We start from the raw sequence: 21,542 nt of genomic DNA on the forward strand, positions 1-21,542 counted from the left end.
CTTCAAGACCCCCAAACCCCCCTGTTGATCATCGTTAACCACTACAAACCCACCACAGGATTCCTCAGCTGGAGGACGCGCGAGGACTCCTCGCGACGGCCGAGGCCGACGATGATCCCGGCGGGCCAGTTCAGCACCTACTTCAACGGCGGCACGCTGGCGCTGCGAACCGCCAGTTGCTACATCGAGGCAGGCAAACCCCGCCAAGCGGCAGCCCTCTACGCCGAAGTGCTCGCGGCGAACATGTTGTCGCGCCGCGACCAGGGCTACTTCCTCTCCAGGCTGGCCGCGGCCCTCGCACTGTCCGGCGAGCCAGACGAGGCGGCGGTCCGAGGGCTTGAGGCGGCCACGCTGGCCACGGCGACGGCCTCTCGGCGGACCACGCGTGAACTGGAACGCACCCTCCAGTCATTGCGGCCCTGGGGGAGCCGTCCCGGTCCGAGACAGCTACGGGAGGCGTTGCGGGGTTAGGTGGCGGTCAGCCATTCGACGACCTTGTTGATGACGAAGGCTTGCCACCGCTGGCTTTGCGGATCGAGGTACTCGGGGTCCTCGTGCACCGCGAAACCGTGTTGTGCTCCTTCGATCTCGACGAGTTCGTGCTCCACGCGGAGTTGCCGGGCCGCCCAGCGCGACAATTCGACCGGTACGAAGGTGTCCTTCGTACCGTGCACGATCAGCGTTGGCGCAACGATGTCGCCGAGCGCGTCGTTCGGCCTGATCCAGAAGACCTCGTTCAAGAACGCACGGCCGTGCTTGACAGTCGGCGAGTGCTCTAGGTAACCCAACTTTCGGAGACGCTCCGCCTCTTCGTCTGCGAGTTGGTCGTTGTGCCAGTGCGGCTTCTGGTCGATATAGCGGTCCTTGTAGTTGAGCTGGGGATTGAGCAGCACGAGTCGCGACAGGTCATCGGGACCACGTGCTGCGTAGTAAGCGGCCAGTCCGCCGCCGAAGCTGGTCCCGATCAAGCTGAGGGCCGGGGCGCCCCACAACGATCGAGTGTGCTCGAAGGCCGAGCGAATGTCGTTGAGGTGGGCCGACAGCGTGCGGTCTGCCTGGCTGCCGTCGCTCGCGCCGTGGCCTCGCAGGTCGAATCGCAAGCTGCCGACCCCTGACTCCGCCAGAGCGACGGCTAGCCTGGTGAAGAACCCGCCCTCATCACGAGTGACTCCGCCACCATGCACGAGAACTACCGCGCGCTCGACAGGGAGATCAGGCAGCACGAGTGTGCCCGCGAGGTGAAGTCCGTCGAGACCGCGAAATGTCGTCTCAGTGCTCTGAATCGTCATGAGCAACTCCCGAACCAGGCATCGTGAGGACAACTTCATGCTGCCAGGCCGATGCTCCTAGGGTGCAAGATTGCCAGCGTTGACGCGGGAGCATCGGCACCGATCAAGCTCGCTGACCGTTAGAAGGGACGTTCACGTGGCCAGTGGTACCGGCACTGAGACCAGCCCGCTCGACGACGGAGGTGCCGAGGAGATCGCGTCGTTCGCGTTCGAGCTGGGCGTGTTGAAGAAGATGCGGCGCTGACGATCTCGACGCTGAGCTGGTGCGATCGGTAGCTCAGGAGCAGTTCGCGGTTTTGACCATGCAGGGCTTGGAGCCGGACGCGATCACTGAAACCGTGTTCGCGCGGGGCGTGCATGCGGCGAGCCGATTCGCCTGGTCCTACAGCTTCCCGATCCCTGACTAGGAGCGCGCGATGGGGGAGCGGTTGCCCGCCGAGGTGTTGGCCGACGTTCAGGTGTTGTGGGACTACAACCACATGGGCCACGAGCTGCGCCCGTGCGATGTCGGGATCGGCCTCGGCAGCCATGACCTCGGTGTCGCCACGCAAGCCGCGGAGCTGTTCCACGCGGGCTACTTCCCGCTGATCGTCTTCAGCGGTGCGAACGCTCCGACCACGATCGACCGGTTCCCGCGCGGGGAGGCTGTCCACTATCGCGAGCACGCTCGTTCCCTTGGCGTGCCTAACGATGCGGTGTTGGTGGAGCCCGAGGCGAAGCACACTGGCGCGAACATTGAGCTGTCCCGCGCTCTGCTGGAGTCGCGGGGGATTGCGGTGCGGTCGGTCATGTTGATCTCGCGCCCGTACCAACAGCGCCGCGCGTACGCCGCCTGCCGGAAGGTGTGGCCCGAGGTCGAAGTGATCTGCGTTTCGCAGGATGTCGGCTTGGTGGACTACCTGGCCGGGATCGGCGACGACGCCCGGGTCATCAACACCATCGTTGCCGACACCCAGCGCATCAAGGTCTACGGCGACCAAGGCCACGCGATCCCGCAGGAGATGCCCTCCGAGGTCTGGTCCGCCTGCGAACGCCTGGTCCAGACCGGATACGACAAGCGCGTCATCCCCAACGTCTAGCCTGTCGCGGCGTCGAGCTGGCGCAGTGCGGCGCTGAGGAACGCGTCCCGTCGTTGCCCGAGAAGGTCGGCGTTGAGGTCTGTCCGGCCCTGGTCGTGGAGCGCCGGAACGCAGAAAGCCATGTCGGCCAAGGAGACCAACGCGGCGACGACGTCCCAGTAGGCGACCTGCTCCGCTCGGCGGCCAGCAGCGCGTTCCCAGCCCGCCAGCACCTGGTCGGCGGCGGGGAGCCCGAACATCAGGGTCGCGTCGAAGCGCGCCCCGCCGAGGTCGACCCCGGGCGATCCGGCCCCGGCGCAGTCCCAGTCGACCAAGCCGGTGCAGCGGTCGCCGGACCACAGCGTGTTCCCGAACCACAGGTCACCGTGCACGAAGACGGTCGGGCCGCCGGGCACGGGAAGCTGCCGCAGGCGTTCTTCCGCAGCCGCCAGCAGCGCGGTGGTGCCCCTCTCCCGGCGTTGAGCCGCGAAGTCCACGTCCGCGATCGAGCGGGTCCGCAGCGGCAGAGAAGCCTGAGGCGCCAACGGGATCGCCTGCAACGCGGCCGCGGCGGCCCCCAAGCTTTGCAACCGCTCGGTGGTGGCAACCGTGGGGATGCGACTGTGCCCGGGCAGGACGGTGGTCAGCACCGCCAAGAAGCCGGTCGCGGAACCGTCGAGATCCGACGCGATCAGCTCGGCCGCGGGCACTTGGTGGTCGCCGACGACTCGCAGCGCCGCGACCTCGGTGGCGAACCGCCGGCGGTGGTCGGGATCAGCGGGGTTCCCGAGCCGCAGCACGGCCGACTCGACGCCGAAGGTCAACAACCACGGATTGCCTCCCTGCCGCAAGCCGGTAGCTGTGGCCACTGAGGCGCCGCCCACCGCGTCGCTCACCCAGCGCCGGACCTTCTCGGACAGCTCGTGCACCACGATCACACCCCCTGAACATCGAGCGGCCACGATGGCACAAGGCGCCCCTGTCCCCAAGCGGTCAGGGAAGGGGACGGCGGGCGGCGAAGCTGAGGTCGGCACGGTGGTACCAGCCGAGCTCGGCCTCGCCTTCGAGCCAGCACAGCTGCACGGGCACGCCGTCGAGCTCGGCGGGGAAGTCGACCAGCAGCGGCGCGAAGCCCTTCAGCTCGGCGCCGGTCCCCTGAACGTGGGTCATCAACTCGTCGAGCCTCGCCTGCGCCGCCTTGAACTCCGGCAGACCGCCGAGCCGCACGCAGCGCCCGCCCTCGGCGACCGCGCCTGCGAGTTCGGCGGCGTCGGCGCGCACGGCGACGATCTCGCGCAACACGGGCAGAAGCCTCCGCAGCTCCGCACGTGCCTCGTCAAGCGTGAAGAGTGCCATGCGGCGAGCATGCCATCCCCGACGATCTTCGCCATACTCTGCGGGCCGATGTTCACGCCACCCGAAGGGAAACCGCCATCGTGCGCCGAAAGCCCCTCGCAATAGCAACACTTTCCTTGACAGCACTGTTGCCAGCCGTTCCGGCGAACGCCATCGCCGGTGGGAGCGCGGCGAAGTCGGGGGAATTCCCTTCCGCCGCATACGTTCAGGAGGGCCCCGACCTCGCGTGCGGCGCGATCCTCATCGGTGAGCAGCACGTGCTCACGGTCGCCAGCTGCGTGCGCCAACCCGACCCCGCGACGCTGAAAGTGGTGCTGGGCGGGCATTCCCTGCGCGTCCCGGCGTCGGGACAGCGCACGGTCGCCGTGGAGAAGGTCACCGTGCACCCGGCCTACGACGTCGCCAACCTGACGAACAACCTCGCGGTCCTTCGGTTGGCCGAAAAGGTCGCGCCCACCAAGCGCATCCGCCCCGCCGAGCTCAGCCGCGAGCAGGCGAGCGGCGACGTGGTCCTCGCCGGGTGGGGGTTCAACGCCAAGAACGAGCCGCAGAACTCGCTGCGCAAGGTCACGCAGAAGCCGGTGCCGCACGCCACGTGCGCCGCGAACTACAAGGACGTCCTCCCGGTCGGCGATGGCGCGCTGTGCGTCGGCGGCGGCGAGGGCACGGGCGGTTGCGTCCTCGACCAGGGCGGCCCGATGTACGCCAAGGGGAAGCTCGTCGGCGTGATCTCGTGGGGTGCTGGGCCGTGCGGCCAGAAGCGCTACCCGACCGTCGGAAGCAGTGTTGCTCACTACGCGGACTGGATCACCTCGCAGCTGTCGTAGGGTCAGCGCGTGGACGCTGACCAGATCGCGGTCGTCGGGATCGGGGCCGACGGCTGGGACGGACTTCCGGAGAGCGCGCGCCGCCTCGTGCTGGCCGCGGACGTGCTCTTCGGGAGCTCGCGGCAACTCGCCCTCGTGCCCGGCGGCGCCGAGCGGGTCAGCTGGCCGTCACCGCTGCTGCCCGCGCTGCCGGGCCTGCTCGAAGCCCATCGCGGCAAGGCGATCTGCGTGCTGGCCAGCGGTGACCCGATGTTCTTCGGCATCGGCTCGACCCTGGCGCGGCTCGTCGGAGCGCACCGCCTGCACGTCGTGCCGCACCCGTCGTCGATCTCCCTCGCCTGCGCCCGCCTCGGCTGGCCGCTCGACGAGGTGCAGGTCGTCTCCGCGGTGGGCCGCCCCGCGAACGCCGTCTTGCACCCCGGCCGCCGACTGATGGTGTTGAGCGCGGACGGCAACACGCCCGCCGAGGTCGCGAAGGTGTTGACGGAGCGCGGATTCGGCGCCAGCGCGCTGACCGTGCTCGAACACCTCGGCGGCCCCGACGAACGCATGATCAGCTCGACAGCGGCGGAGTGGCGCGAGAAGTGCGCCGCGCTCAACGTGATCGCCGTGGAGTGCGTCGGGCCGAAGCTCTCCGCAGTGCCGGGCCTGCCCGACGACGCCTTCGACCACGACGGTCAGCTCACGAAGCGCGAGGTCCGCGCGGTGACCATGGCCATGCTCGCGCCGGTGCCGGGGGAGCTGTTGTGGGACATCGGCGCAGGAGCGGGCAGCATCGCGATCGAGTGGTCACGCGCGCATCCGAGCTGCCGAGCCATCGCCGTCGAGAAGCACCCCGAGCGCGCCGCTCGCGTCACGGCCAACGCGGAAAAGCTTGGCGTGCCGTCGATTCGCGTGCTGCTCGGCGAAGTTCCCGAAGCGCTGCCGGACGAACAGCCCGACGCGGTGTTCATCGGCGGCGGCGTCACCGTGCCCGGCGTTGTCGAACGCTGCTATGACGAACTCAAGCCGGGCGGGCGATTGGTGGCCAACGCGGTCACCGTCGAGTCGGAAGCGGTTCTCGCGCGCTGGCACGCCGAACTCGGCGGAGAACTGGTGCGCCTGGCAGTGAGCAGAGGCGCGCCCGTCGGTGGGTTCACCGGCTGGCGAGCGATGATGCCCGTGACGATCTGGGTTGCTACCAAAGGAGATTTGCCGTGACCGTGTACTTCGTCGGAGCCGGGCCCGGTGCGGCCGACCTGATCACGGTGCGCGGTCAGCGAGTCATCCAGTCCGCGCCCGTGTGCCTGTACGCGGGCGCGTTCGTGCCGGACGAACTGCTCGAACTGTGCCCGGAGGACGCTCGCGTGATCGACACCGCGAAGCTCAACCTGGACGAGATCCTGGCCGAACTCGTTGCGGCGCACGGAGAAGGCAAGGACGTGGCGCGGCTGCACTCCGGTGACCCGTCGCTGTTCAGCGCCATGGCCGAGCAGATGCGCCGCCTGGACGACGCCGGTGTGCCGTACGAGGTGGTGCCCGGCGTCCCGGCCTACGCAGCGGCAGCGGCGAGCCTGAAGCGCGAGTTCACCGTGCCTGGCGTCGGCCAAACCGTTGTGCTGACCCGAACTTCCGCGCGGTCCACGCCGATGCCGGAGGGGGAGGACCTGACGTCGTTGGGTCGCAGCCGCTCGACGATGGTGATTCACCTTGCGGTGCAACGGATCGACGAGGTGGTGGCCGAACTCGTGCCGAACTACGGCGCGGACTGCCCGGTCGCGGTCGTGGCGTGGGCGAGCCGGGAGAACGAGGTCGTCCTGCGCGGAACCCTCGCCGACATCGCCGCCCAGGTGCACACCGCAGGCATCCGCACGACGGCGGTCATCGTGGTCGGCAAGGTGCTCACCGCGAGCGGATTCCTCGACAGCCACCTCTACTCCGCCGCGCGCTGCCGCACCTGACCTCAGAGCTTGCCGACGAGCGCTGTCGCCACGGCACGGTCGACGAGCGGCAGCCGCGCCAGCTTCAGCGCCACCCGGCGCGCCCACAAGCGTGCTCGCGAATCTGGCAGGAACCACCGCGTCCCGCTGCGGGCGACGCGCTGCTTCTCCTCGACGACCGGGCGCCACCGGCGTTCGTAGCTCGCCAGCGCTTCGGCGATCGTCGGCCTGGTCAGCAGTTCGTCAGCGAGCAGCCCAGCTCCCGCCAGCCCGAGCGAGGCGCCCTGCCCGGCGAGCAGCGACACCGCGTGGCAGGCGTCGCCGATGAGCACAACCCGCCCCGAACTCCATTGGGGCGCAACGATTTGCGCGACCTGGTCGTAGTAGATCTCCTCGGGCGCCTTCGCGAGCGCGCGGGGCACCATCCACCCCATCGAGCCGTACACCTCGCGCACGGCGGACGTGGGGTTGTCCGGCAGAACGGGATCGGCGGCGCGGTGCACGGTGAACGCGGCGACCCGCCCGTCGCGCAGCGCGTACAGGCCCATCTGCCGGTCGACGGTGTCGGTGAGGCAGAACCCGTTGGTCACCTCGGCCCGGACGTCGGGGTCGTCGAAGGTGAAGGCCGCCGTGTGGAAACCGAGGTAGCGCAGGAACTCCCGCTCCTCACCGAAGATCATTTCGCGGACCGAGGAGTGGATGCCGTCAGCGCCGACGAGCAGGTCCGCCGCCATCGAGGTGCCGTCGGAGAGCGTGACGGTGACGCCGTCCGCGCGGTTGTCCACTCCCGTGACCGTCGTCGCGAAGCGCACGTCCACGCGGAGCGCTTCGCGCAGCGCAAGCTCTAGGTCCGGCCGCATGATGCTGATCAGTCCGCCGTTGATCGCCTTGGCGAACCGCGTGAACCCGAGCGACGCGCGCACGCGTCCGTCCTCGTCGACGTAGCTCGCCCTGGGGATGCGGTAGCCCAGTTCGCGCAATCGGGGCAGCAACCCCATCCGCTCCGCTTCCGCGTACCCCGGGCCGAAGAAGTCGATCATGTAGCCCTGTGCGCGAGGCCCCGACGCGCGCTCCAGGACCACGACGTCCTCGCCGCTCGCGCTCAGCCGCACCGCGAGCGCCAGCCCGGCGATCCCCGCTCCGCAGATCACGACCCTCATGACCGCACCGCCACGATCCGGCGCAGCACAGCCGTCATGGCCGCGGGCTCGGGTAGCAGAGCGCGATGCAGCAGCAGCCCGTCCACCGTCGACGCGAGCACCGCGGCCGTCGCTTCCGGTGCCTCCACGCCGAGTTCTGCGAAGCGCGCGCTCAGGCCCGCCCGGAAGTCGGCGAGCACCGCGGCCACGGCGCTGCGCAGCTCAGCGTCTCGCGTCGTCGCGAGAAATGTCTCGCTGACCAGCAAAGACATCGGATCGATCCCGGAGTGCTCCGACATCGTCGCCGTCAGGTGCTCGACCACGTCCTCCGGGGTCTGCGCCTGCTCAAGCAGCGCGCCGAGGCCGTCGACCATCCGCCTGAGCGCGCCGACCGCGGCCTCGGTCAGCAGGGCTTGGAGCGAGGAGAAGTGGTAGTGCACCAACCCCGGCGTCACCCCGGCCCGCTCGGCGAGCACCCGCGTGCTGACCCCGCTCCAGCCCAGCTCGACGATCAGCTCCGCCGCCGCCTCGGTCAGCCGTTCCCGCACCTCGTGGCCACGCGTCCGCATCGCGCTCCCTTTCTTGGGCAAGTGACTTGGGCACTCGCCCAAAACCATAGCCGGACCGAGGTGCGCCTGTGAAGCACCTGTTCGCCGCGGCTAAGCGCGGCCGACGATCACTCCGGCACGGTCGATCACCACGACGTCAACCGAGACGGGAGCCACTGCCAGCACGGAACGGCACGTGGCGAGCGCGCCCGCCGCGATGAGATCACCTAGCGGCAGACCGACCTCCTGGCACAGGTGCAGCGCGCCGAGCGCGGTGTTGGCCTCGCGCACGGCCGTCACGAGCGACGCGGAGCCGCCCGCCTGCGCCACCAACGAAGCCAGCAGCTCGTGGTTCACCTGCGAACGCCCGGAGTGCAGGTCGAGATGCCCATCGGCGAGCTTGGACATCTTGCCGATCCCGCCCGCAATGGTCAGCCGCGGCACGGGATGCCGCTTGATGTACTTCAACACCGCGCCCGCGAAGTCGCCCATGTCCAGCAGAGCGTCCTCCGGCAAGCCGTACAGCTCCGCCGCGACCCGCTCCGACGTGCTCCCGGTGCACCCCGCGACGTGCTGATATCCGGCGGCGCGCGCGACGTCGACACCGCGACGGATGCTGTCGATCCACGCGGAGCACGAGTACGGCACGACGATCCCGGTCGTGCCCAAAACGGACAGTCCGCCCAGGATTCCCAAACGGGGGTTCCACGTGTGCTTGGCGATCTCCTCGCCGTTGTCCACCGAGATCTCCACGACGACGTCACCGGAGCCCCCGTGCGCCGCCGCCACGAGCGCGACGTGCGAACGCATCATCTCGCGCGGCACCGGGTTGATCGCGGGCTCCCCGACAGGCAGCGGGAGCCCGGGTTTGGTTACAGTGCCGACGCCCGGCCCCGCGCGGAAAACCACGCCGCTGCCAGGCGAACCGTGCGACACAGTCGAAGAGATCAAGGCGCCGTGAGTCACATCGGGGTCATCGCCCGCGTCCTTCACCACCGTGGCGTACGCGAAATCGGGTCGGAGCTGTTCGCGGGTGAGCGCGAAGCTCGGCCGTTGTCCTTTGGGCAGCACGATTTCCACCGGGTCGGGGAACTCGCCGGTGAGCAGCGCCGTGTAGGCGGCCGTGGTCGCGGCCGTGGCGCACGCCCCCGTCGTCCAGCCGAAGCGCAGTTTCGTGCTCACCAGGAGAGGATGCAACAGTGACGAGAACGGTGCTGGTCCTGGGTGGGACCGGGGAGGCGCGGCGCCTCGCCGAAGAGGTCCACCCGCGGCGCAGGGTGATCTCCTCGCTCGCCGGGCGCGTCCGCGACCCGAAGCTGCCCGTTGGCGAAGTGCGCATCGGCGGCTTCGGCGGCGTGGACGGCCTCATGGCGTGGCTCGCGGACAACGAGATCGACGAGGTGGTCGACGCCACGCACCCCTTCGCGGCCACGATGACCGCCTCGGCCGCCGAAGCCACCACGCGGCTCGGCCTGCCGTTCCTGGTGCTGCGCAGACCGGGCTGGACCGAGGAGCCGGGTGACCGCTGGCACTGGGTGGACTCGATCCACGAAGCCGCCGAAGCCGTGAAGTCCTTGGGAGAGCGCGTCTTCCTCACGACAGGCAGACGCGACCTGCACGCGTTCATGAAGCTGGACAAGTACTTCCTCGTCCGCTCGGTGGACGCGCCGGACGAGCTGCCGCCGAGGTCCCACGTGGTGCTCGATCGCGGACCGTTCACAGTGGACGGTGAGATCGACCTGCTCCGCGAGCACGAGATCGACGTGATCGTCACCAAGGACAGCGGAAGCAGGATGACGAAGGCGAAGCTCGTCGCGGCGCGTCACCTCGGCCTGCCCGTGCTGGTCCTCCGTCGCCCGCCGCTGCCCGAAGGCGTCGCCCACGTCGCGACGGTGGCCGAGGCCCGCGACTGGATCATGCGGGATAGCGGCGCGGAGTGAACACCACCCCGTCGCGAACCTGGGTCATGGAGGACCCGATGAGCAACAGACACCGCATGTCCACAGTGGACGGATCGAGGTCTTCGAGGCGCACGACGCGAACGGCCTCCGAAGGCCCGCCGACATCGCGGCCGATCACCACGGGAGTGTCCGGCGAACGGTGCTCCAGCAACAGCTCCCGCGCCCGCTCCACCTGCCAGGTCCGGCTCCGTGAGGCCGGGTTGTAGATCGCCAGCACGAGATCCGCCCGAGCCGCCGCCGTCAACCGCTCGGCGATGATCTCCCACGGCTTCAACCGGTCCGACAACGACAGCACGCAGAAGTCGTGCCCGAGCGGAGCGCCGACCCGGCTCGCGACGGCCTGCGCGGCGGTCAAACCGGGCAGCACGCGCACGGGCACGTCGGCGAACTGCTCCTCGCCCGCCACTTCGAGCACGGCGCTGGCCATCGCGAACACGCCGGGATCACCTGAGGACACAACGACAACCCGCGAACCACGCTTGGCGAGGTCCAATGCGAACGCCGCGCGCTCGGCCTCCACCTTGTTGTCCGAGGCGTGCCTGCGCTGGCGCGGATTCGGCGGCACACGGTCGATGTAGGTCACATAGCCCACGAGGTCGTCGGCCGAAGCCAAAGCAGCCTGCACCTCCGGCGTCGTCCACTCCCGCCCGGCCGGACCGAGCCCCACGACGACGACCTCGCCGGAACCGGAGCCAGATCGAGCAGTGTCCGACGTGGACGGATCGGGCAGATGCGCCTTGCTCGGCAGGATCGCGACCGAGAAGTACGGCACCGAAGCGGGATCGACATCGGCCAGCGGCGAGATCCGCTGCCTGCCCGTCGTCGCGCGCTCCACATACCACGCGTCTTCGAGCCGTCCAGCACTGTCCAAAGCAGACCGAACGCTTTCGAAAGTGCGCCCCAGCTTCATGATCGCGGCGGAGTCGATCGCAGCGATGCGTGTGGCCAGCTCCTCGGTAGGCAGGGTTCCCGGCAGCACGGTCAGCGTCTCGTCGCGCTCCACCAACGGCCGCCCCAGCTCGGCGGACGCGCCGCTCACGGACGTCACGCCGGGAACGACCTCGGTGGGGAAGCGGTGCGCGAGCCGCTTGTGCATGTGCATGTAGGAGCCGTAGAAGAACGGATCGCCCGCCGCGAGCACCACCACGTCGCGCCCGGCTTCCAGGTGCGAGGCAAGGCGCTGCGCGCAGGATTCGTAGAACTCGTCGATCGCGCCCTGGTAGCCGCCGGAGTGGTCGGTCTCCTCGGTCGTGACCGGGTAGACCAGCTGCTCCTCGATCTGATCGCCGCGCAGGTAGGGCTCAGCGATGGAACGTGCGACGCTGCGGCCGTGCCGGGCGCTGTGGTAGACGATCACATCGGCCGCGCCGATCAGCCGCGCTGCCTTGACCGTGACCAGCTCGGGGTCGCCCGGCCCCACGCCGACGCCGTATAACCGCCCGCTCATTCTTCCTCGCTCGCGATCGCGTTGACAGCCGCCGCGGTGATCGCACTGCCGCCGCGCCGACCTCGGACGACCAGGTACTCAAGCCCCACGTCGTTGTCCGCCAGTGCTTCCTTCGACTCGGCGGCCCCGATGAAGCCCACCGGAACGCCGAGCACGGCCGCCGGTCGAGGCGCCCCTGACGCGATCATGTCGAGCAGGTGGAACAGCGCGGTGGGCGCGTTGCCGATCGCCACCACCGAGCCTTCGAGCTTGTCGCGCCACAACTCCAACGCCGCCGCGCTGCGCGTGTTTCCCAGCTGCACAGCCAAATCAGGCACGCGAGGGTCGCCGAGCATGCACAGCACCTCGTTGTCGGCGGGAAGGCGCTTGCGCGTCACCCCGGCCGCGACCATGGTGGCGTCACACAGGATCGGCGCTCCGTCGAGCAGTGCCGCCCGAGCCGAAGCCACCACGCGCGGCGAGAAAGCTATGTCTTGCACCAGGTCCGTCATCCCACACGCGTGGATCATGCGCACCGCCACCCGCGCTATGTCCTGCGGGAGCCCGTCCAGTTCGCTCTCCGCGCGGATGGTGGCGAAGGACCGGCGGTAGATCTCCGCGCCGTCCTTGATGTACCCGGTCACATGTCCCTCCGAGCCACCGCGATCGCGGCGGCCGTGTCGTTGGCCAGCTTCTCGTTGACCTGGTAGCCCTCGCCGGTCGCCACGACGTCGACCACGCTGCCCTGTGGACGGCCGCACCGCCGCGAACACCCCGACCAGTGCACGCGCTGCGCACTCGGTTCGGGACGGGACCGCAGCCACGCTGCGGCATCCGCGCGCACATCGGCCAAAGCCTTGACACAGCCCGGCATTCCTGCACACGAGGTCACTCCGTGCCACGGCGAGTTCGGATCGGTGATCAGGTCACGACCGACCACAGTGGACGGTTCGATGCCGCGAAGCACGACGCTGCGCCACGGCGTCAACCGGACCGTGGAACCCGCCGCGCGCAACAGTTCCCGGCACTGCGCCGCGTCGAGCCTGCCCAGCGGAGCGCCGACGACGAGCGTCCGAGGAGTCGCGAACCCGGTCGGCAGCGGCACAGCTGGCCGGACCATTAGCCTGCGGCGCGTCGCGGGAAGTCCCAACCGTTGCAGAACCCGTTGCGGCCCTTCAGTCAGCTCGTTCATCCGCCACGCGACCGAACCCTGCCGCCTGCGCTCCACCAGGAACTCCTGCGCGGCAGCGATCACCGTCGTCACCGTCTGGTTCTCCGGCACGCGCACACCGGTGTCCTCACCGGCCAGCAGCAGCGCCCAGTCCGGCCCGACCTTGGCGAGCCCGACGTCCCCGCCCAATCCGCTCACGTCGCCCTGGCTGTCCACGGTGATCAGGAAGCGGCCGGGCAGCTCGGCCAGCTCCGGCCACGAGCACAGCTCCCGGTCCAACTCGTTGACCAACGGCTGCTCCGCACCCAACGGCGAAGCGATGATGTTGCGCACCAGCTCGTGGGTCACCGAGGGCAGCAGCCCGACCTCGCGCAGCCGTTCCGCCAGCTTCGCCTCGGCGCCCAGCCGTAACCCGCGGATCTGGATGTTGGCCCGCGAGGTCAGCTCCAACTGGCCGTCGCCCAACGCCGCCGACGCCGCGAACACCGCGTGGAACTGCGGAGCGGTCATCGTGCCGCCGGGCACCCGGATGCGCGCCAGCCCGCCGTCCGCCGCGTTGTGCACGGAGACCGCGCCGGGACACGCGTCCCGGCGCGAGCGGTCGGCTGGGGCGTCTGCTGGCACGAGCCGGATGCTACTTGCCACTCGGAACGAACGCGCACAGTCGGTAGGGTCACCACGAACGGCACTGCCAGGAGGAAGCCGGTGTGAATCCGGCGCGGTCCCGCCACTGTCACTCTGCGAAGAGGAGCCAGGAACTCCGGCAGCGCTGTGCCCACACGAGCCGGGGCGAGGACCCCGGGGGAGCGGAGCGTGCTGTGCTGCTGTTGTTGTCGACCTCCGACACCGACCTGATGTCCGCCCGCGCGAGCGGCGCCGACTACCGGCTGGCCAACCCGGCGAGGACCGAGGTCGAGGACCTTCCGGGCCTCGTCGAGGGCGCTGACCTGGTCGTAGTCCGCATCCTCGGTGGCCGCAGGGCCTGGGAAGAAGGCCTGGACGCGCTGCTCGCGGGCTCCGTCCCGGTGGTCGTGCTCGGCGGCGAGCAGGCCCCCGACGCCGAGCTGATGGAGCTGTCCACGGTGCCCGGCGGCGTCTGCGCCGAGGCTCACGCCTACCTCGCGCACGGCGGTCCGGCGAACCTGGCCGAGCTGCACAAGTTCCTCTCCGACACCGTGCTGCTGACCGGTTTCGGCTTCGCGCCGCCCGCTCCCACACCGACATGGGGGCCTCTGGAACGAGAAAGCGGACGTGACAGCGGCCCGACCGTCGCGATCCTCTACTACAGAGCCCATCACGTGGCGGGGAACACATCCTTCATCCACACCCTGGCCGACGCTGTCGAGGAGGCCGGAGCCAGGGCGCTGCCGATCTTCTGCTCCTCGCTGCGCACGGCCGAGCCGGAACTGCTGGCGGAGCTGGGCAAAGCGGACGCGCTCGTCGTCACCGTCCTCGCCGCCGGGGGCACCAAGCCCGCCGCCGCGTCGGCGGGTGGCGACGAGGAGGCCTGGGACGTCGGGGCGCTCGCGGCGCTGGACGTGCCGATCCTGCAAGCGCTCTGCCTCACCAGCAGCCGCGCCGCGTGGGACGAGAACGACGACGGACTGTCCCCTTTGGACACTGCGACGCAGGTGGCCATCCCGGAGTTCGACGGGCGGATCATCACCGTCCCGTTCTCCTTCAAGGAGATCGACGAGGACGGCCTGACGGTCTACGTCGCCGATCCCGAACGAGCCCGCCGGGTGGCCGGGATCGCGTACCGCCACGCCGTTCTGCGGCACATCGCGCCCGCCGATCGGCGCATCGCGATCATGCTCTCGGCCTACCCGACGAAGCACTCCCGGATCGGCAACGCGGTCGGGCTCGACACCCCGGCCAGCGTCGTGCGGCTGCTCACCGAGATGCGCGAGCGCGGCTACGACGTCGGCCCGCTCGACGGCCCCGACGCGCTGCCGGGCCTCGCCTCGCTCGACGGTGACGCGCTGATCCACGCGCTGATCGCGGCTGGCGGCCAGGACGCGGACTGGCTGACCGAGGAGCAGCTCACCGGCAACCCCGTGCGCATGCCCGCCGCCCGTTACCGCTCCTGGTACGAAACGCTGCCCGAGGACATGCGCGAAGGGATGGAGCAGCACTGGGGCGCCGCGCCCGGCGAGCTGTTCGTCGACCGCTCCGCCGACCCGGACGGCGAGATCGTGCTGGCCGCGCTGCGCACCGGCAACGTCGTGGTGATGGTGCAGCCGCCGCGCGGCTTCGGTGAGAACCCGATCGCGATCTACCACGACCCCGACCTGCCGCCGAGCCACCACTACCTGGCCGCCTACCGTTGGCTCGCCGACGATTTCGGCGCGCACGCGGTCGTGCACGTCGGCAAGCACGGCAACCTGGAGTGGCTGCCCGGCAAGACGGTCGGCATGTCCGCCGCGTGCGGTCCGGACGCCGCGCTCGGCGACCTCCCGCTGATCTACCCGTTCCTGGTCAACGATCCCGGCGAGGGCACGCAGGCCAAGCGCCGCGCCCACGCCACGCTCGTCGACCACCTGGTGCCGCCGATGTCGCGCGCGGACAGCTACGGCGACATCGCGCGGCTGGAGCAGCTGCTGGACGAGTACGGCAACATCGCCGCGATGGACCCGGCGAAGCTGCCCGCGATCCGCGCGCAGATCTGGACGCTGATCCAGGCCGCCAAGCTCGACCACGACCTGGGCATGGCCGATCGCCCGCACGACGCGGAGTTCGACGAGTTCCTGCTGCACGTCGACGGCTGGCTGTGCGAGGTCAAGGACGTGCAGATCCGCGACGGCCTGCACGTGCTCGGCCAGGCGCCCACCGGCGAGGCCAGGGTGAACCTGGTGCTGGCGATGCTCCAGGCGCGGCAGATGTGGGGCGGCGCGACGTCGCTGCCCGGCCTGCGCGAGGCGCTGGGGCTCGTCGAGGACGGCAGCGCGTCCAGGGCCGGCACCGACGCGGTGGAGGAGACCGCGCGGAACCTGGTGCAGGGCATGGAGAACGCGCAGTGGGACGCCTCGGCGGCGCTCGACGTCTCCCGCGATGTCCTGGGCCGAGCTGACGAGCAGATCACCGAGATCCTTACCTTCGCGGCGGTCGAGGTGGTCCCGCGCCTGGCTCGCACGACCGACGAGCTGGACATGGTGCTGCACGCGCTGGACGGCGGCTACGTGCCCGCGGGGCCGAGCGGATCACCGTTGCGCGGCTTGGTGAACGTGCTGCCGACCGGGCGCAACTTCTACTCCGTCGACCCCAAGGCGGTGCCCAGCCGCCTCGCGTGGGAGACCGGCCAGGCGATGGCCGACTCGCTGCTCGCCCGCTACCGCGCGGACACCGGTGAGTGGCCGCCCTCGGTCGGTCTGTCGATCTGGGGCACCAGCGCCATGCGCACCTCGGGCGATGACATCGCCGAAGTCCTCGCGCTGCTCGGCGTCCGGCCGGTCTGGGACGACCAGTCCCGCCGCGTCTCCGGCCTCGAAGTGATCCCGCTCGCGGAGCTGGAGCGCCCGCGCATCGACGTCACCATGCGCATCAGCGGCTTCTTCCGCGACGCGTTCCCGCACGTGGTCGGGCTGCTCGACGACGCGGTGCGGATGGTCGCCGAGCTGGACGAGCCCGCCGAGCAGAACTTCGTCCGCGCGCACGTGCTCGCCGACAAGGCAGCGCACGGCGACGAGCGCCGCGCCACGATGCGGATCTTCGGCTCCAAGCCGGGCGCGTACGGAGCCGGCCTGCTCCCGCTGATCGACAGCCGCAACTGGCGCGACGACGCCGACCTGGCCGAGGTCTACGCGGTGTGGGGCGGCTACGCCTACGGCCGCTCGCTGGACGGAGTGCAGGCGCGGCCGGACATGGAGACCGCATACAAGCGGATCGCGGTTGCTGCCAAGAACATCGACACCCGCGAGCACGACATCGCCGACTCCGACGACTACTTCCAGTACCACGGCGGCATGATCGCCACGGTTCGCGCGCTCACCGGCAAGGCACCCGCCGCCTACATCGGCGACAGCACGCGGCCGGACGCAGTGCGCACCAGGACGCTCAGCGAGGAGACCACACGGATCTTCCGCGCCCGTGTGGTCAATCCGCGTTGGCTGGCCGCGATGCGCAAGCACGGCTACAAGGGCGCCTTCGAGCTGGCGGCCACGGTGGACTACCTGTTCGGCTACGACGCCACGACGGGCGTTGTCGCGGACTGGATGTACGAGAAGCTCACCGAGACCTACGTGCTCGACGAGGAGAACCGCAAGTTCCTCACCGAGTCCAACCCGTGGGCGTTGCACGGCATCGCCGAACGCCTGCTCGAAGCCGCGAACCGGGGCATGTGGGAGCACCCGGAGAAGTCCACTTTGGACGCTCTCCAGCAGATCTACCTCAGCACCGAAGGCGATCTCGAAGAGCGCTGAGCAGCTTGTCGTAGGTCGGCGCGAGCGCCCGCAACGCGTCGGCGGCCCTCTTGTGGTCGCCGACGACCAACGGGTGCTGCGTCGACCCGAGCACGCGCGCCTGCTCGCCCGCGATCTCCGATGCCTCGGTGAACCCGATGCGCGCCAAGCAGGTCGCCGCGTCGGCCAACCGCCGCACACCCACGCGCACCGCGAAGTGGACCAGGTGCTCGCGCGGGTGCTGCCCGGCTTCGACCAGTGCCGCGAGCGCTTCGACCGCGGCACCGTTGTCGCCCTGGGAGAGCCAGTGCACCGCGTTGGGCACCGAAGCCGTGATCGCGTCCACTTCGGACACTTCAACGACCTTGGTGAAGCCCGTCCGCATCGTGAACGGCGTGCCGTACTCGATCTTCTCGATCCGCCAGGCCTCCACGAAGTCGTTCAGCGGCAACGAGGTGTACGGGAATCCTTGCGGATCGTGCATGAGCACCCGCTCGTCGTCCACGCTGAGCACGACGACGTAGTGGTCCGCGCCGATCGCCCCGGTCATCTCCGGCTGGTGCCGCAGGTGCCCCATCTCCACCGGGCCCACCCACACCGGACCGTCCACAAGGGACTCCCGCATCAGCGCGAGCGCTTCGTCGGCGTTCTCGCCCCGCTTCTGCGTCGAAGTCCACCCGAGCGCGGTCAGCGCGGTGTCGAAACCCGTCTCCGGGACCCAGCCGTGCGGATCGAAGAACGGCAGGTGCCCGCCGACCAGCTGCACGCCGAACGGGCTCCCCGTCGCGACCTCGATCACGGCAGTGGACGGCGCGTCCGCCCCGAACATCATCGCGAATGAGTTGCTGTAGCAGTAGGGGCCGGAGCCGACGTAGGAAAAGTGCGCCATGGCGGTGCTTCCTAGGGGTTGAGGGGGTACGCGACGTCGAAGGGCGCGCCACCCGTGCCTGGGTAGATCTCGTATGGACTGTCCACAGTGGTCAGACCCTGGTCGTCCAGCCACGTCTCGACCGCGTCGTACAACCGCAGCACCTGGGGGAACTGCGCGTCCTCCGCCGGAACCGGGACGTAGGCCTCGCGCAGTGCTGGCCTGAGCCTGATGCGCAGGTCCGCCGCGGGCTCGATGTTGCCCTCGTAGGCGATCGAGGCTTCGACGCGGCCTTCGCCGTCGCGGGTGATCTCGTCGTGGTAGTGCACGTTCATCGCGCCGTCAGCGGCCAGCCCGTGCGCCCGCAGGTGCTCGCGGAGTTCGGCCTCCGCCTCCGCCATGAAGTCAAGGAGGCTCACGACGTCGACGAATCCCTGGCGGTAGAGCACTTTGCTGGCCGCCACCGCGCGCACCTCGACGGCGGCAGCGGGAGCGCCTTCGGCGTGCCGCGCCACCGCCTCCACGATCTCGGTCTGCTCCGCCAGCCGCTCGCTCTGCGCCCGCAACCACGACCTCAGCTCCAGGACCAGCGCTTCGGGCGAAAGCGTCACCAGCCAGGCGACCCGCGCGACCGGCAGGCCGAGCTGGCGCAGCCGAGCGATCAGCCTGGCCCGCGGCACCTGCTCCCGCGAGTAGTAGCGGTACCCCGTCGCCGGATCGACCCGCGCGGGCACCAGCAACCCCTGCTCAGCGTAGAGGCGCAGTGCCTTCGGCGACAGCCGCGTTGCCGCCCCGAACCGCCCGGCGAGCAGGTGGGAATCGGTCGCCGAAGATCCGCTTGCGGGGTCGAGCATCGTCACCGAAGACCCGCTTGCGGGGTCGAGCATCTGCACTGTCGCAGTCTGCGGCTCGCCCCAGGGGCGAGGTCAACCAGCGAGCACCGATCGCACCGCGTCGACCACGCTTTCGGGTCGCTCCCACGGGATGTTGTGGCTCGCGCCGTCGACCAGCACGAACTCGCCGAGCGGTGACCGCGCCGCCAGTTCCCGCAGGCTCCGGTCCTGGAACTCCGCCTGCGCCTTCGGCAGTCTCGGCCGCACGGAGGCTCCCAGCACCCGCAACGGCACTGCGGGCAACCCGTCCCGCTCCACGGTCTCGGTCGCTTCGGCGATGTTCTCCCGCATGTGCCGCAGCGCGCGCCCCAGCTCGCGGGTCCGCGCGTTCATCCGCAACAGCAGGGGAGTGACCTCGAACCCCGCGCGCTGCATCACCTTCGACCCCGGCCGCTCGCCTGTCGGCGTCGGGTCCACGAACACCAGCCCGACCACGTCCTCCGGGTGCTGTGCCGCGTACACCTGCGTCACCAGAGCTCCGAACGACCAGCCCACGAAGACCGCTGGCGTGCTGATCCCCAACTCCCGCACCAGTTCCCGGAGATCGTCAGCCATCGCCGCGACCGTGCTCCGAGCTTCCCCGCCGGAGCGCCCCGACCCGGCGCGGTCGTAGCTGACGACGGTGCAGCTCCGCGCCAGCAGCTCCTCCAGGTCCGGCCCCCAACCCCCGTCGACCCCAGCGCCCGCACCGCCGCAGTCCAGCACCACCGCCGGTCCCGCTCCCCGAACCCGCGCGCTCAACGTCCGTCCCCGCACGCCCACCACCTCCTGGCGTCAACTTAGGTTGACGGGCGCGCTGAAGTCAACCCAGGTTGACGTGACAGGGTGGGTGGCGACATCACCCCGCCTTGACAGGTCCCCGGGTACACAGGGCGCGGACAGCCCACGCACAGGAGCGCGCACGATGACGAAGAACGCCAAGATCACCATCGGCACCATCGCCGCGGTGGTGATCATCGTGGCCGCGTTCGTGCTGCTCCGAGGCGGTGGCACTCCCCAGGCCGATGGCGCCGCCCCGGCCCCCACCACCTCCCAGGTGCCGCGCGTGCCCGCCGAGGTCCTCGTGCGCCCCGACAGCCACAAGATCTCCACCGCCGCCGACGGCAAGGCCACCATGGTCGAGTTTCTCGACTTCGAGTGCGAGGCCTGCGCGGGCGCGTTCCCCGCCGTCGAGCAGCTGCGCAAGGAGTACGCCGGCAAGATCACCTACGTCGTGCGCTACTTCCCGATCGACAGCCACCCCAACGCCCACAACGCCGCCCGCGCCGCCGAGGCCGCCGCGCAGCAGGGCAAGTTCGAGCAGATGTACATCAAGCTCTTCGAGAACCAGGAGCGCTGGGGTCACAGCACCGAGTCCCGCGGAGGCGTCTTCGAGGGCTACGCCACCGAACTCGGCCTCGACCTCGCCAAGTTCAAGGCCGCCGTCGCCGACCCCGCCACCGCCGCGCGCATCGCCAAGGACCAGGCCGACGGCGCCACCGCCGGGGTCGAGGGCACGCCGAGCTTCTACGTCAACGGCGCCAAGCTCACCCCCCGCTCCATGCAGGACCTCCGCACCGCCATCGACAACGCCCTGGCTGGCCGATGAGCCCCCTCCCCTTCCGTCTGGGTTTGTCCGTCTTCACCCACGACAACCCGTGGTGCGGTGGGTTTGCCGTGGTTGACGATGATCGACAGGGTGGTTTGACGGTCTTGAAGACGCCCCAACCCTCTGGTGGCATTGGCACCGATACCGGCAGCTCAACCACCTTCCGGACTGGACCTAGCGGACCTAGCGCCGCAGCGATCAAGACCGCCACAATCGGCACCGCACCAACCAGCACCGCGATGACGACCGACCTCGTCGCGGGCACGGCCACGAGACCCGCGTCCACCGGCGCGAGCGACGACCGGAGGCGACAGGCGTGACCGACCGGCCCAGCACCGCCGCACCCGACACCACGGGCGACCCCCGCGACAAGAGCGGTGAGCACGACGAGGCGACCTCCCAGCCAGCCCGCCCGGCGAGCAGCGAGGCGATCGACGCGGACAGCGCCGAGCACGACGGCTACGACGGCTACGACGACGAGGACGACGAGGACTACGACGACGAGCCGGTGCTCTCGACGAGGCTCATCGCGTGGGTGCTGACGATCGGCGGTGTGCTCGGCACCGCGGCCTCGTTCGCGTTGGTGATCGAGAAGTTCCTCCTGCTGGCCAACCCCTTCCACATCCCGTCGTGCACGTTGGACGCGGTGCTCAGCTGCGGCTCGGTGATGCGCTCCCCGCAGGCGGAGCTGTTCGGCTTCCCCAACCCGGTGCTGGGCGTGATCGCGTTCCCGGTGGTGACCACGCTCGGCGTGGTGCTGCTCGCCGGGGCGCGGCTACCGCGCTGGGTGTGGACCGGCCTGCAGGCCGGCGCGACCCTCGGCGTGGTCTTCGTGCACTGGCTGATGATCCAGAGCATGTACGACATCCGCGCGCTGTGCCCGTACTGCATGGTCGTGTGGGCCGTCACCATCCCGATCTTCTGGTACACCACCGTGCACAACATGGACCGCGGCTACCTGGGCCGCCTGCGCGCACCGCTGCTCGTGCGCTTCCACAGCACGGTCGTGACCACCTGGCTGGTGATGATCGCGCTGCTCGCGGTCCAGGCCTTCTGGGACCACTGGATGTCGTACTTCAGCTGAGGCGCCAAACCCGGAACC

The 21,542-nt window shown here is 69.8% G+C and carries 21 protein-coding genes and 1 riboswitch; of the genes, 9 read left to right on the forward strand and 12 right to left on the reverse strand.

The window, feature by feature from the left end; genetic code table 11:
* Positions 1-24: 24 nt before the first annotated feature.
* Positions 25-471 (forward strand): hypothetical protein, encoded by a 447-nt coding sequence (locus tag CCN37_RS03290; protein ID WP_143261400.1) that lies wholly within the window; start codon positions 25-27, stop codon positions 469-471.
* On the opposite strand, the gene CCN37_RS03295 is transcribed toward CCN37_RS03290, so the two are convergent.
* The gene (locus tag CCN37_RS03295) at positions 468-1,289 is read right to left on the reverse strand and encodes an alpha/beta hydrolase (protein ID WP_086819127.1); all 822 of its coding nucleotides are present in this window, start codon (positions 1,287-1,289) and stop codon (positions 468-470) included. The genes CCN37_RS03290 and CCN37_RS03295 overlap by 4 nt on opposite strands.
* 416 nt (positions 1,290-1,705) lie before the next feature.
* Between CCN37_RS03295 and CCN37_RS03300 the strand changes: the two genes are divergently transcribed.
* The gene (locus tag CCN37_RS03300) at positions 1,706-2,368 is read left to right on the forward strand and encodes a YdcF family protein (RefSeq protein ID WP_086819128.1); all 663 of its coding nucleotides are present in this window, start codon (positions 1,706-1,708) and stop codon (positions 2,366-2,368) included.
* On the opposite strand, the gene CCN37_RS03305 is transcribed toward CCN37_RS03300, so the two are convergent.
* Together CCN37_RS03305 and CCN37_RS03310 are read right to left on the reverse strand one after the other, a co-directional pair.
* Positions 2,365-3,279 (reverse strand): aminoglycoside phosphotransferase family protein, encoded by a 915-nt coding sequence (locus CCN37_RS03305; RefSeq protein ID WP_246842791.1) that lies wholly within the window; start codon positions 3,277-3,279, stop codon positions 2,365-2,367. The genes CCN37_RS03300 and CCN37_RS03305 overlap by 4 nt on opposite strands.
* A gap of 61 nt (positions 3,280-3,340) precedes the next feature.
* Complete coding sequence (locus CCN37_RS03310; protein WP_086819129.1) at positions 3,341-3,703, reverse strand: DUF2203 domain-containing protein; 363 nt, start codon at positions 3,701-3,703, stop codon at positions 3,341-3,343.
* A 116-nt stretch (positions 3,704-3,819) separates the two neighbouring features.
* Between CCN37_RS03310 and CCN37_RS03315 the strand changes: the two genes are divergently transcribed.
* The 3 genes from CCN37_RS03315 to cobM are packed head-to-tail and all read left to right on the forward strand — an operon-like array spanning position 3,820 to position 6,470.
* Entirely contained in the window at positions 3,820-4,530 is a 711-nt protein-coding gene (locus CCN37_RS03315) for a serine protease (RefSeq protein ID WP_168200500.1), read from the forward strand.
* Between the two features lie 9 nt (positions 4,531-4,539).
* Complete coding sequence (gene cbiE, locus CCN37_RS03320; protein WP_086819131.1) at positions 4,540-5,730, forward strand: precorrin-6y C5,15-methyltransferase (decarboxylating) subunit CbiE; 1,191 nt, start codon at positions 4,540-4,542, stop codon at positions 5,728-5,730.
* Entirely contained in the window at positions 5,727-6,470 is a 744-nt protein-coding gene (cobM, locus tag CCN37_RS03325; RefSeq protein WP_086819132.1) for a precorrin-4 C(11)-methyltransferase, read from the forward strand. The genes cbiE and cobM overlap by 4 nt, the downstream gene beginning before the upstream one ends.
* A 2-nt stretch (positions 6,471-6,472) precedes the next feature.
* Here the strand turns inward: cobM and CCN37_RS03330 are convergent, their stop codons facing one another.
* From CCN37_RS03330 to CCN37_RS03340, 3 genes are all read right to left on the reverse strand, one after another.
* On the reverse strand, positions 6,473-7,609 hold the full coding sequence (locus CCN37_RS03330) for an FAD-dependent oxidoreductase (RefSeq protein WP_086819133.1): 1,137 nt from the start codon (positions 7,607-7,609) through the stop codon (positions 6,473-6,475).
* Entirely contained in the window at positions 7,606-8,157 is a 552-nt protein-coding gene (locus CCN37_RS03335; RefSeq protein WP_086819134.1) for a TetR/AcrR family transcriptional regulator, read from the reverse strand. The genes CCN37_RS03330 and CCN37_RS03335 overlap by 4 nt, the downstream gene beginning before the upstream one ends.
* A gap of 90 nt (positions 8,158-8,247) precedes the next feature.
* On the reverse strand, positions 8,248-9,318 hold the full coding sequence (locus tag CCN37_RS03340; protein ID WP_086819182.1) for a cobalt-precorrin-5B (C(1))-methyltransferase: 1,071 nt from the start codon (positions 9,316-9,318) through the stop codon (positions 8,248-8,250).
* Between the two features lie 17 nt (positions 9,319-9,335).
* Here CCN37_RS03340 and CCN37_RS03345 point away from each other — a divergent pair, with 17 nt between their 5' ends.
* Entirely contained in the window at positions 9,336-10,076 is a 741-nt protein-coding gene (locus tag CCN37_RS03345) for a cobalt-precorrin-6A reductase (protein ID WP_086819135.1), read from the forward strand.
* On the opposite strand, the gene cobJ is transcribed toward CCN37_RS03345, so the two are convergent.
* From cobJ to CCN37_RS03360, 3 genes are read right to left on the reverse strand one after another with little or no spacing between them, the layout of a single operon-like run.
* Complete coding sequence (cobJ, locus tag CCN37_RS03350; protein WP_086819136.1) at positions 10,051-11,544, reverse strand: precorrin-3B C(17)-methyltransferase; 1,494 nt, start codon at positions 11,542-11,544, stop codon at positions 10,051-10,053. The genes CCN37_RS03345 and cobJ overlap by 26 nt on opposite strands.
* Positions 11,541-12,167 (reverse strand): precorrin-8X methylmutase, encoded by a 627-nt coding sequence (locus CCN37_RS03355; protein ID WP_086819137.1) that lies wholly within the window; start codon positions 12,165-12,167, stop codon positions 11,541-11,543. The genes cobJ and CCN37_RS03355 overlap by 4 nt, the downstream gene beginning before the upstream one ends.
* Positions 12,164-13,318, reverse strand: coding sequence for a hypothetical protein (locus tag CCN37_RS03360; RefSeq protein WP_086819138.1), 1,155 nt, complete (start codon positions 13,316-13,318; stop codon positions 12,164-12,166). Before CCN37_RS03360 ends, CCN37_RS03355 begins: the two co-directional genes overlap by 4 nt.
* 24 nt (positions 13,319-13,342) lie before the next feature.
* Positions 13,343-13,474: riboswitch (cobalamin riboswitch) on the forward strand.
* A 38-nt stretch (positions 13,475-13,512) separates the two neighbouring features.
* Here CCN37_RS03360 and cobN point away from each other — a divergent pair.
* The gene (cobN, locus tag CCN37_RS03365) at positions 13,513-17,112 is read left to right on the forward strand and encodes a cobaltochelatase subunit CobN (RefSeq protein ID WP_086819139.1); all 3,600 of its coding nucleotides are present in this window, start codon (positions 13,513-13,515) and stop codon (positions 17,110-17,112) included.
* Here the strand turns inward: cobN and CCN37_RS03370 are convergent.
* Genes CCN37_RS03370 through CCN37_RS03380 form a run of 3 tightly spaced genes read right to left on the reverse strand, consistent with a single transcriptional unit; the run spans position 17,081 to position 19,608 of the window.
* On the reverse strand, positions 17,081-17,980 hold the full coding sequence (locus CCN37_RS03370) for a hypothetical protein (protein ID WP_086819140.1): 900 nt from the start codon (positions 17,978-17,980) through the stop codon (positions 17,081-17,083). The genes cobN and CCN37_RS03370 overlap by 32 nt on opposite strands.
* 11 nt (positions 17,981-17,991) lie before the next feature.
* Positions 17,992-18,846: a MerR family transcriptional regulator gene (locus tag CCN37_RS41310; RefSeq protein WP_246842795.1), complete on the reverse strand. Its 855-nt coding sequence runs from the start codon at positions 18,844-18,846 to the stop codon at positions 17,992-17,994.
* A gap of 39 nt (positions 18,847-18,885) precedes the next feature.
* Positions 18,886-19,608 carry an alpha/beta fold hydrolase gene (locus tag CCN37_RS03380; protein ID WP_168200501.1) on the reverse strand — a complete coding sequence of 241 codons (723 nt, stop codon included), beginning with the start codon at positions 19,606-19,608 and terminating at the stop codon, positions 18,886-18,888.
* 148 nt (positions 19,609-19,756) lie between these two features.
* Between CCN37_RS03380 and CCN37_RS03385 the strand changes: the two genes are divergently transcribed.
* Both CCN37_RS03385 and CCN37_RS03390 read left to right on the forward strand, forming a co-directional pair.
* Positions 19,757-20,440, forward strand: a complete 684-nt coding sequence (locus CCN37_RS03385; RefSeq protein WP_086819142.1) for a thioredoxin domain-containing protein — start codon at positions 19,757-19,759, stop codon at positions 20,438-20,440.
* Between the two features lie 316 nt (positions 20,441-20,756).
* The gene (locus CCN37_RS03390) at positions 20,757-21,524 is read left to right on the forward strand and encodes a vitamin K epoxide reductase family protein (protein ID WP_371503585.1); all 768 of its coding nucleotides are present in this window, start codon (positions 20,757-20,759) and stop codon (positions 21,522-21,524) included.
* Positions 21,525-21,542 lie beyond the last annotated feature (18 nt).

It is taken from the genome of Allokutzneria sp. NRRL B-24872, from assembly GCF_002155965.1.
GTDB lineage: Bacteria > Actinomycetota > Actinomycetes > Mycobacteriales > Pseudonocardiaceae > Allokutzneria.

Excerpts from the sequence above, each read along its gene's own strand:
- CCN37_RS03295 (WP_086819127.1), bottom strand. The coding sequence starts at position 1,289 with ATGACGATTCAGAGCACTGAGACGACATTTCGCGGTCTCGACGGACTT.
- CCN37_RS03330 (WP_086819133.1), bottom strand. The coding sequence starts at position 7,609 with ATGAGGGTCGTGATCTGCGGAGCGGGGATCGCCGGGCTGGCGCTCGCG.
- CCN37_RS03335 (WP_086819134.1), bottom strand. The coding sequence starts at position 8,157 with ATGCGGACGCGTGGCCACGAGGTGCGGGAACGGCTGACCGAGGCGGCG.
- CCN37_RS03300 (WP_086819128.1), top strand. The coding sequence starts at position 1,706 with ATGGGGGAGCGGTTGCCCGCCGAGGTGTTGGCCGACGTTCAGGTGTTG.
- CCN37_RS03385 (WP_086819142.1), top strand. The coding sequence starts at position 19,757 with ATGACGAAGAACGCCAAGATCACCATCGGCACCATCGCCGCGGTGGTG.
- CCN37_RS03310 (WP_086819129.1), bottom strand. The coding sequence starts at position 3,703 with ATGGCACTCTTCACGCTTGACGAGGCACGTGCGGAGCTGCGGAGGCTT.
- cobJ (WP_086819136.1), bottom strand. The coding sequence starts at position 11,544 with ATGAGCGGGCGGTTATACGGCGTCGGCGTGGGGCCGGGCGACCCCGAG.
- CCN37_RS41310 (WP_246842795.1), bottom strand. The coding sequence starts at position 18,846 with ATGCTCGACCCCGCAAGCGGGTCTTCGGTGACGATGCTCGACCCCGCA.
- CCN37_RS03370 (WP_086819140.1), bottom strand. The coding sequence starts at position 17,980 with ATGGCGCACTTTTCCTACGTCGGCTCCGGCCCCTACTGCTACAGCAAC.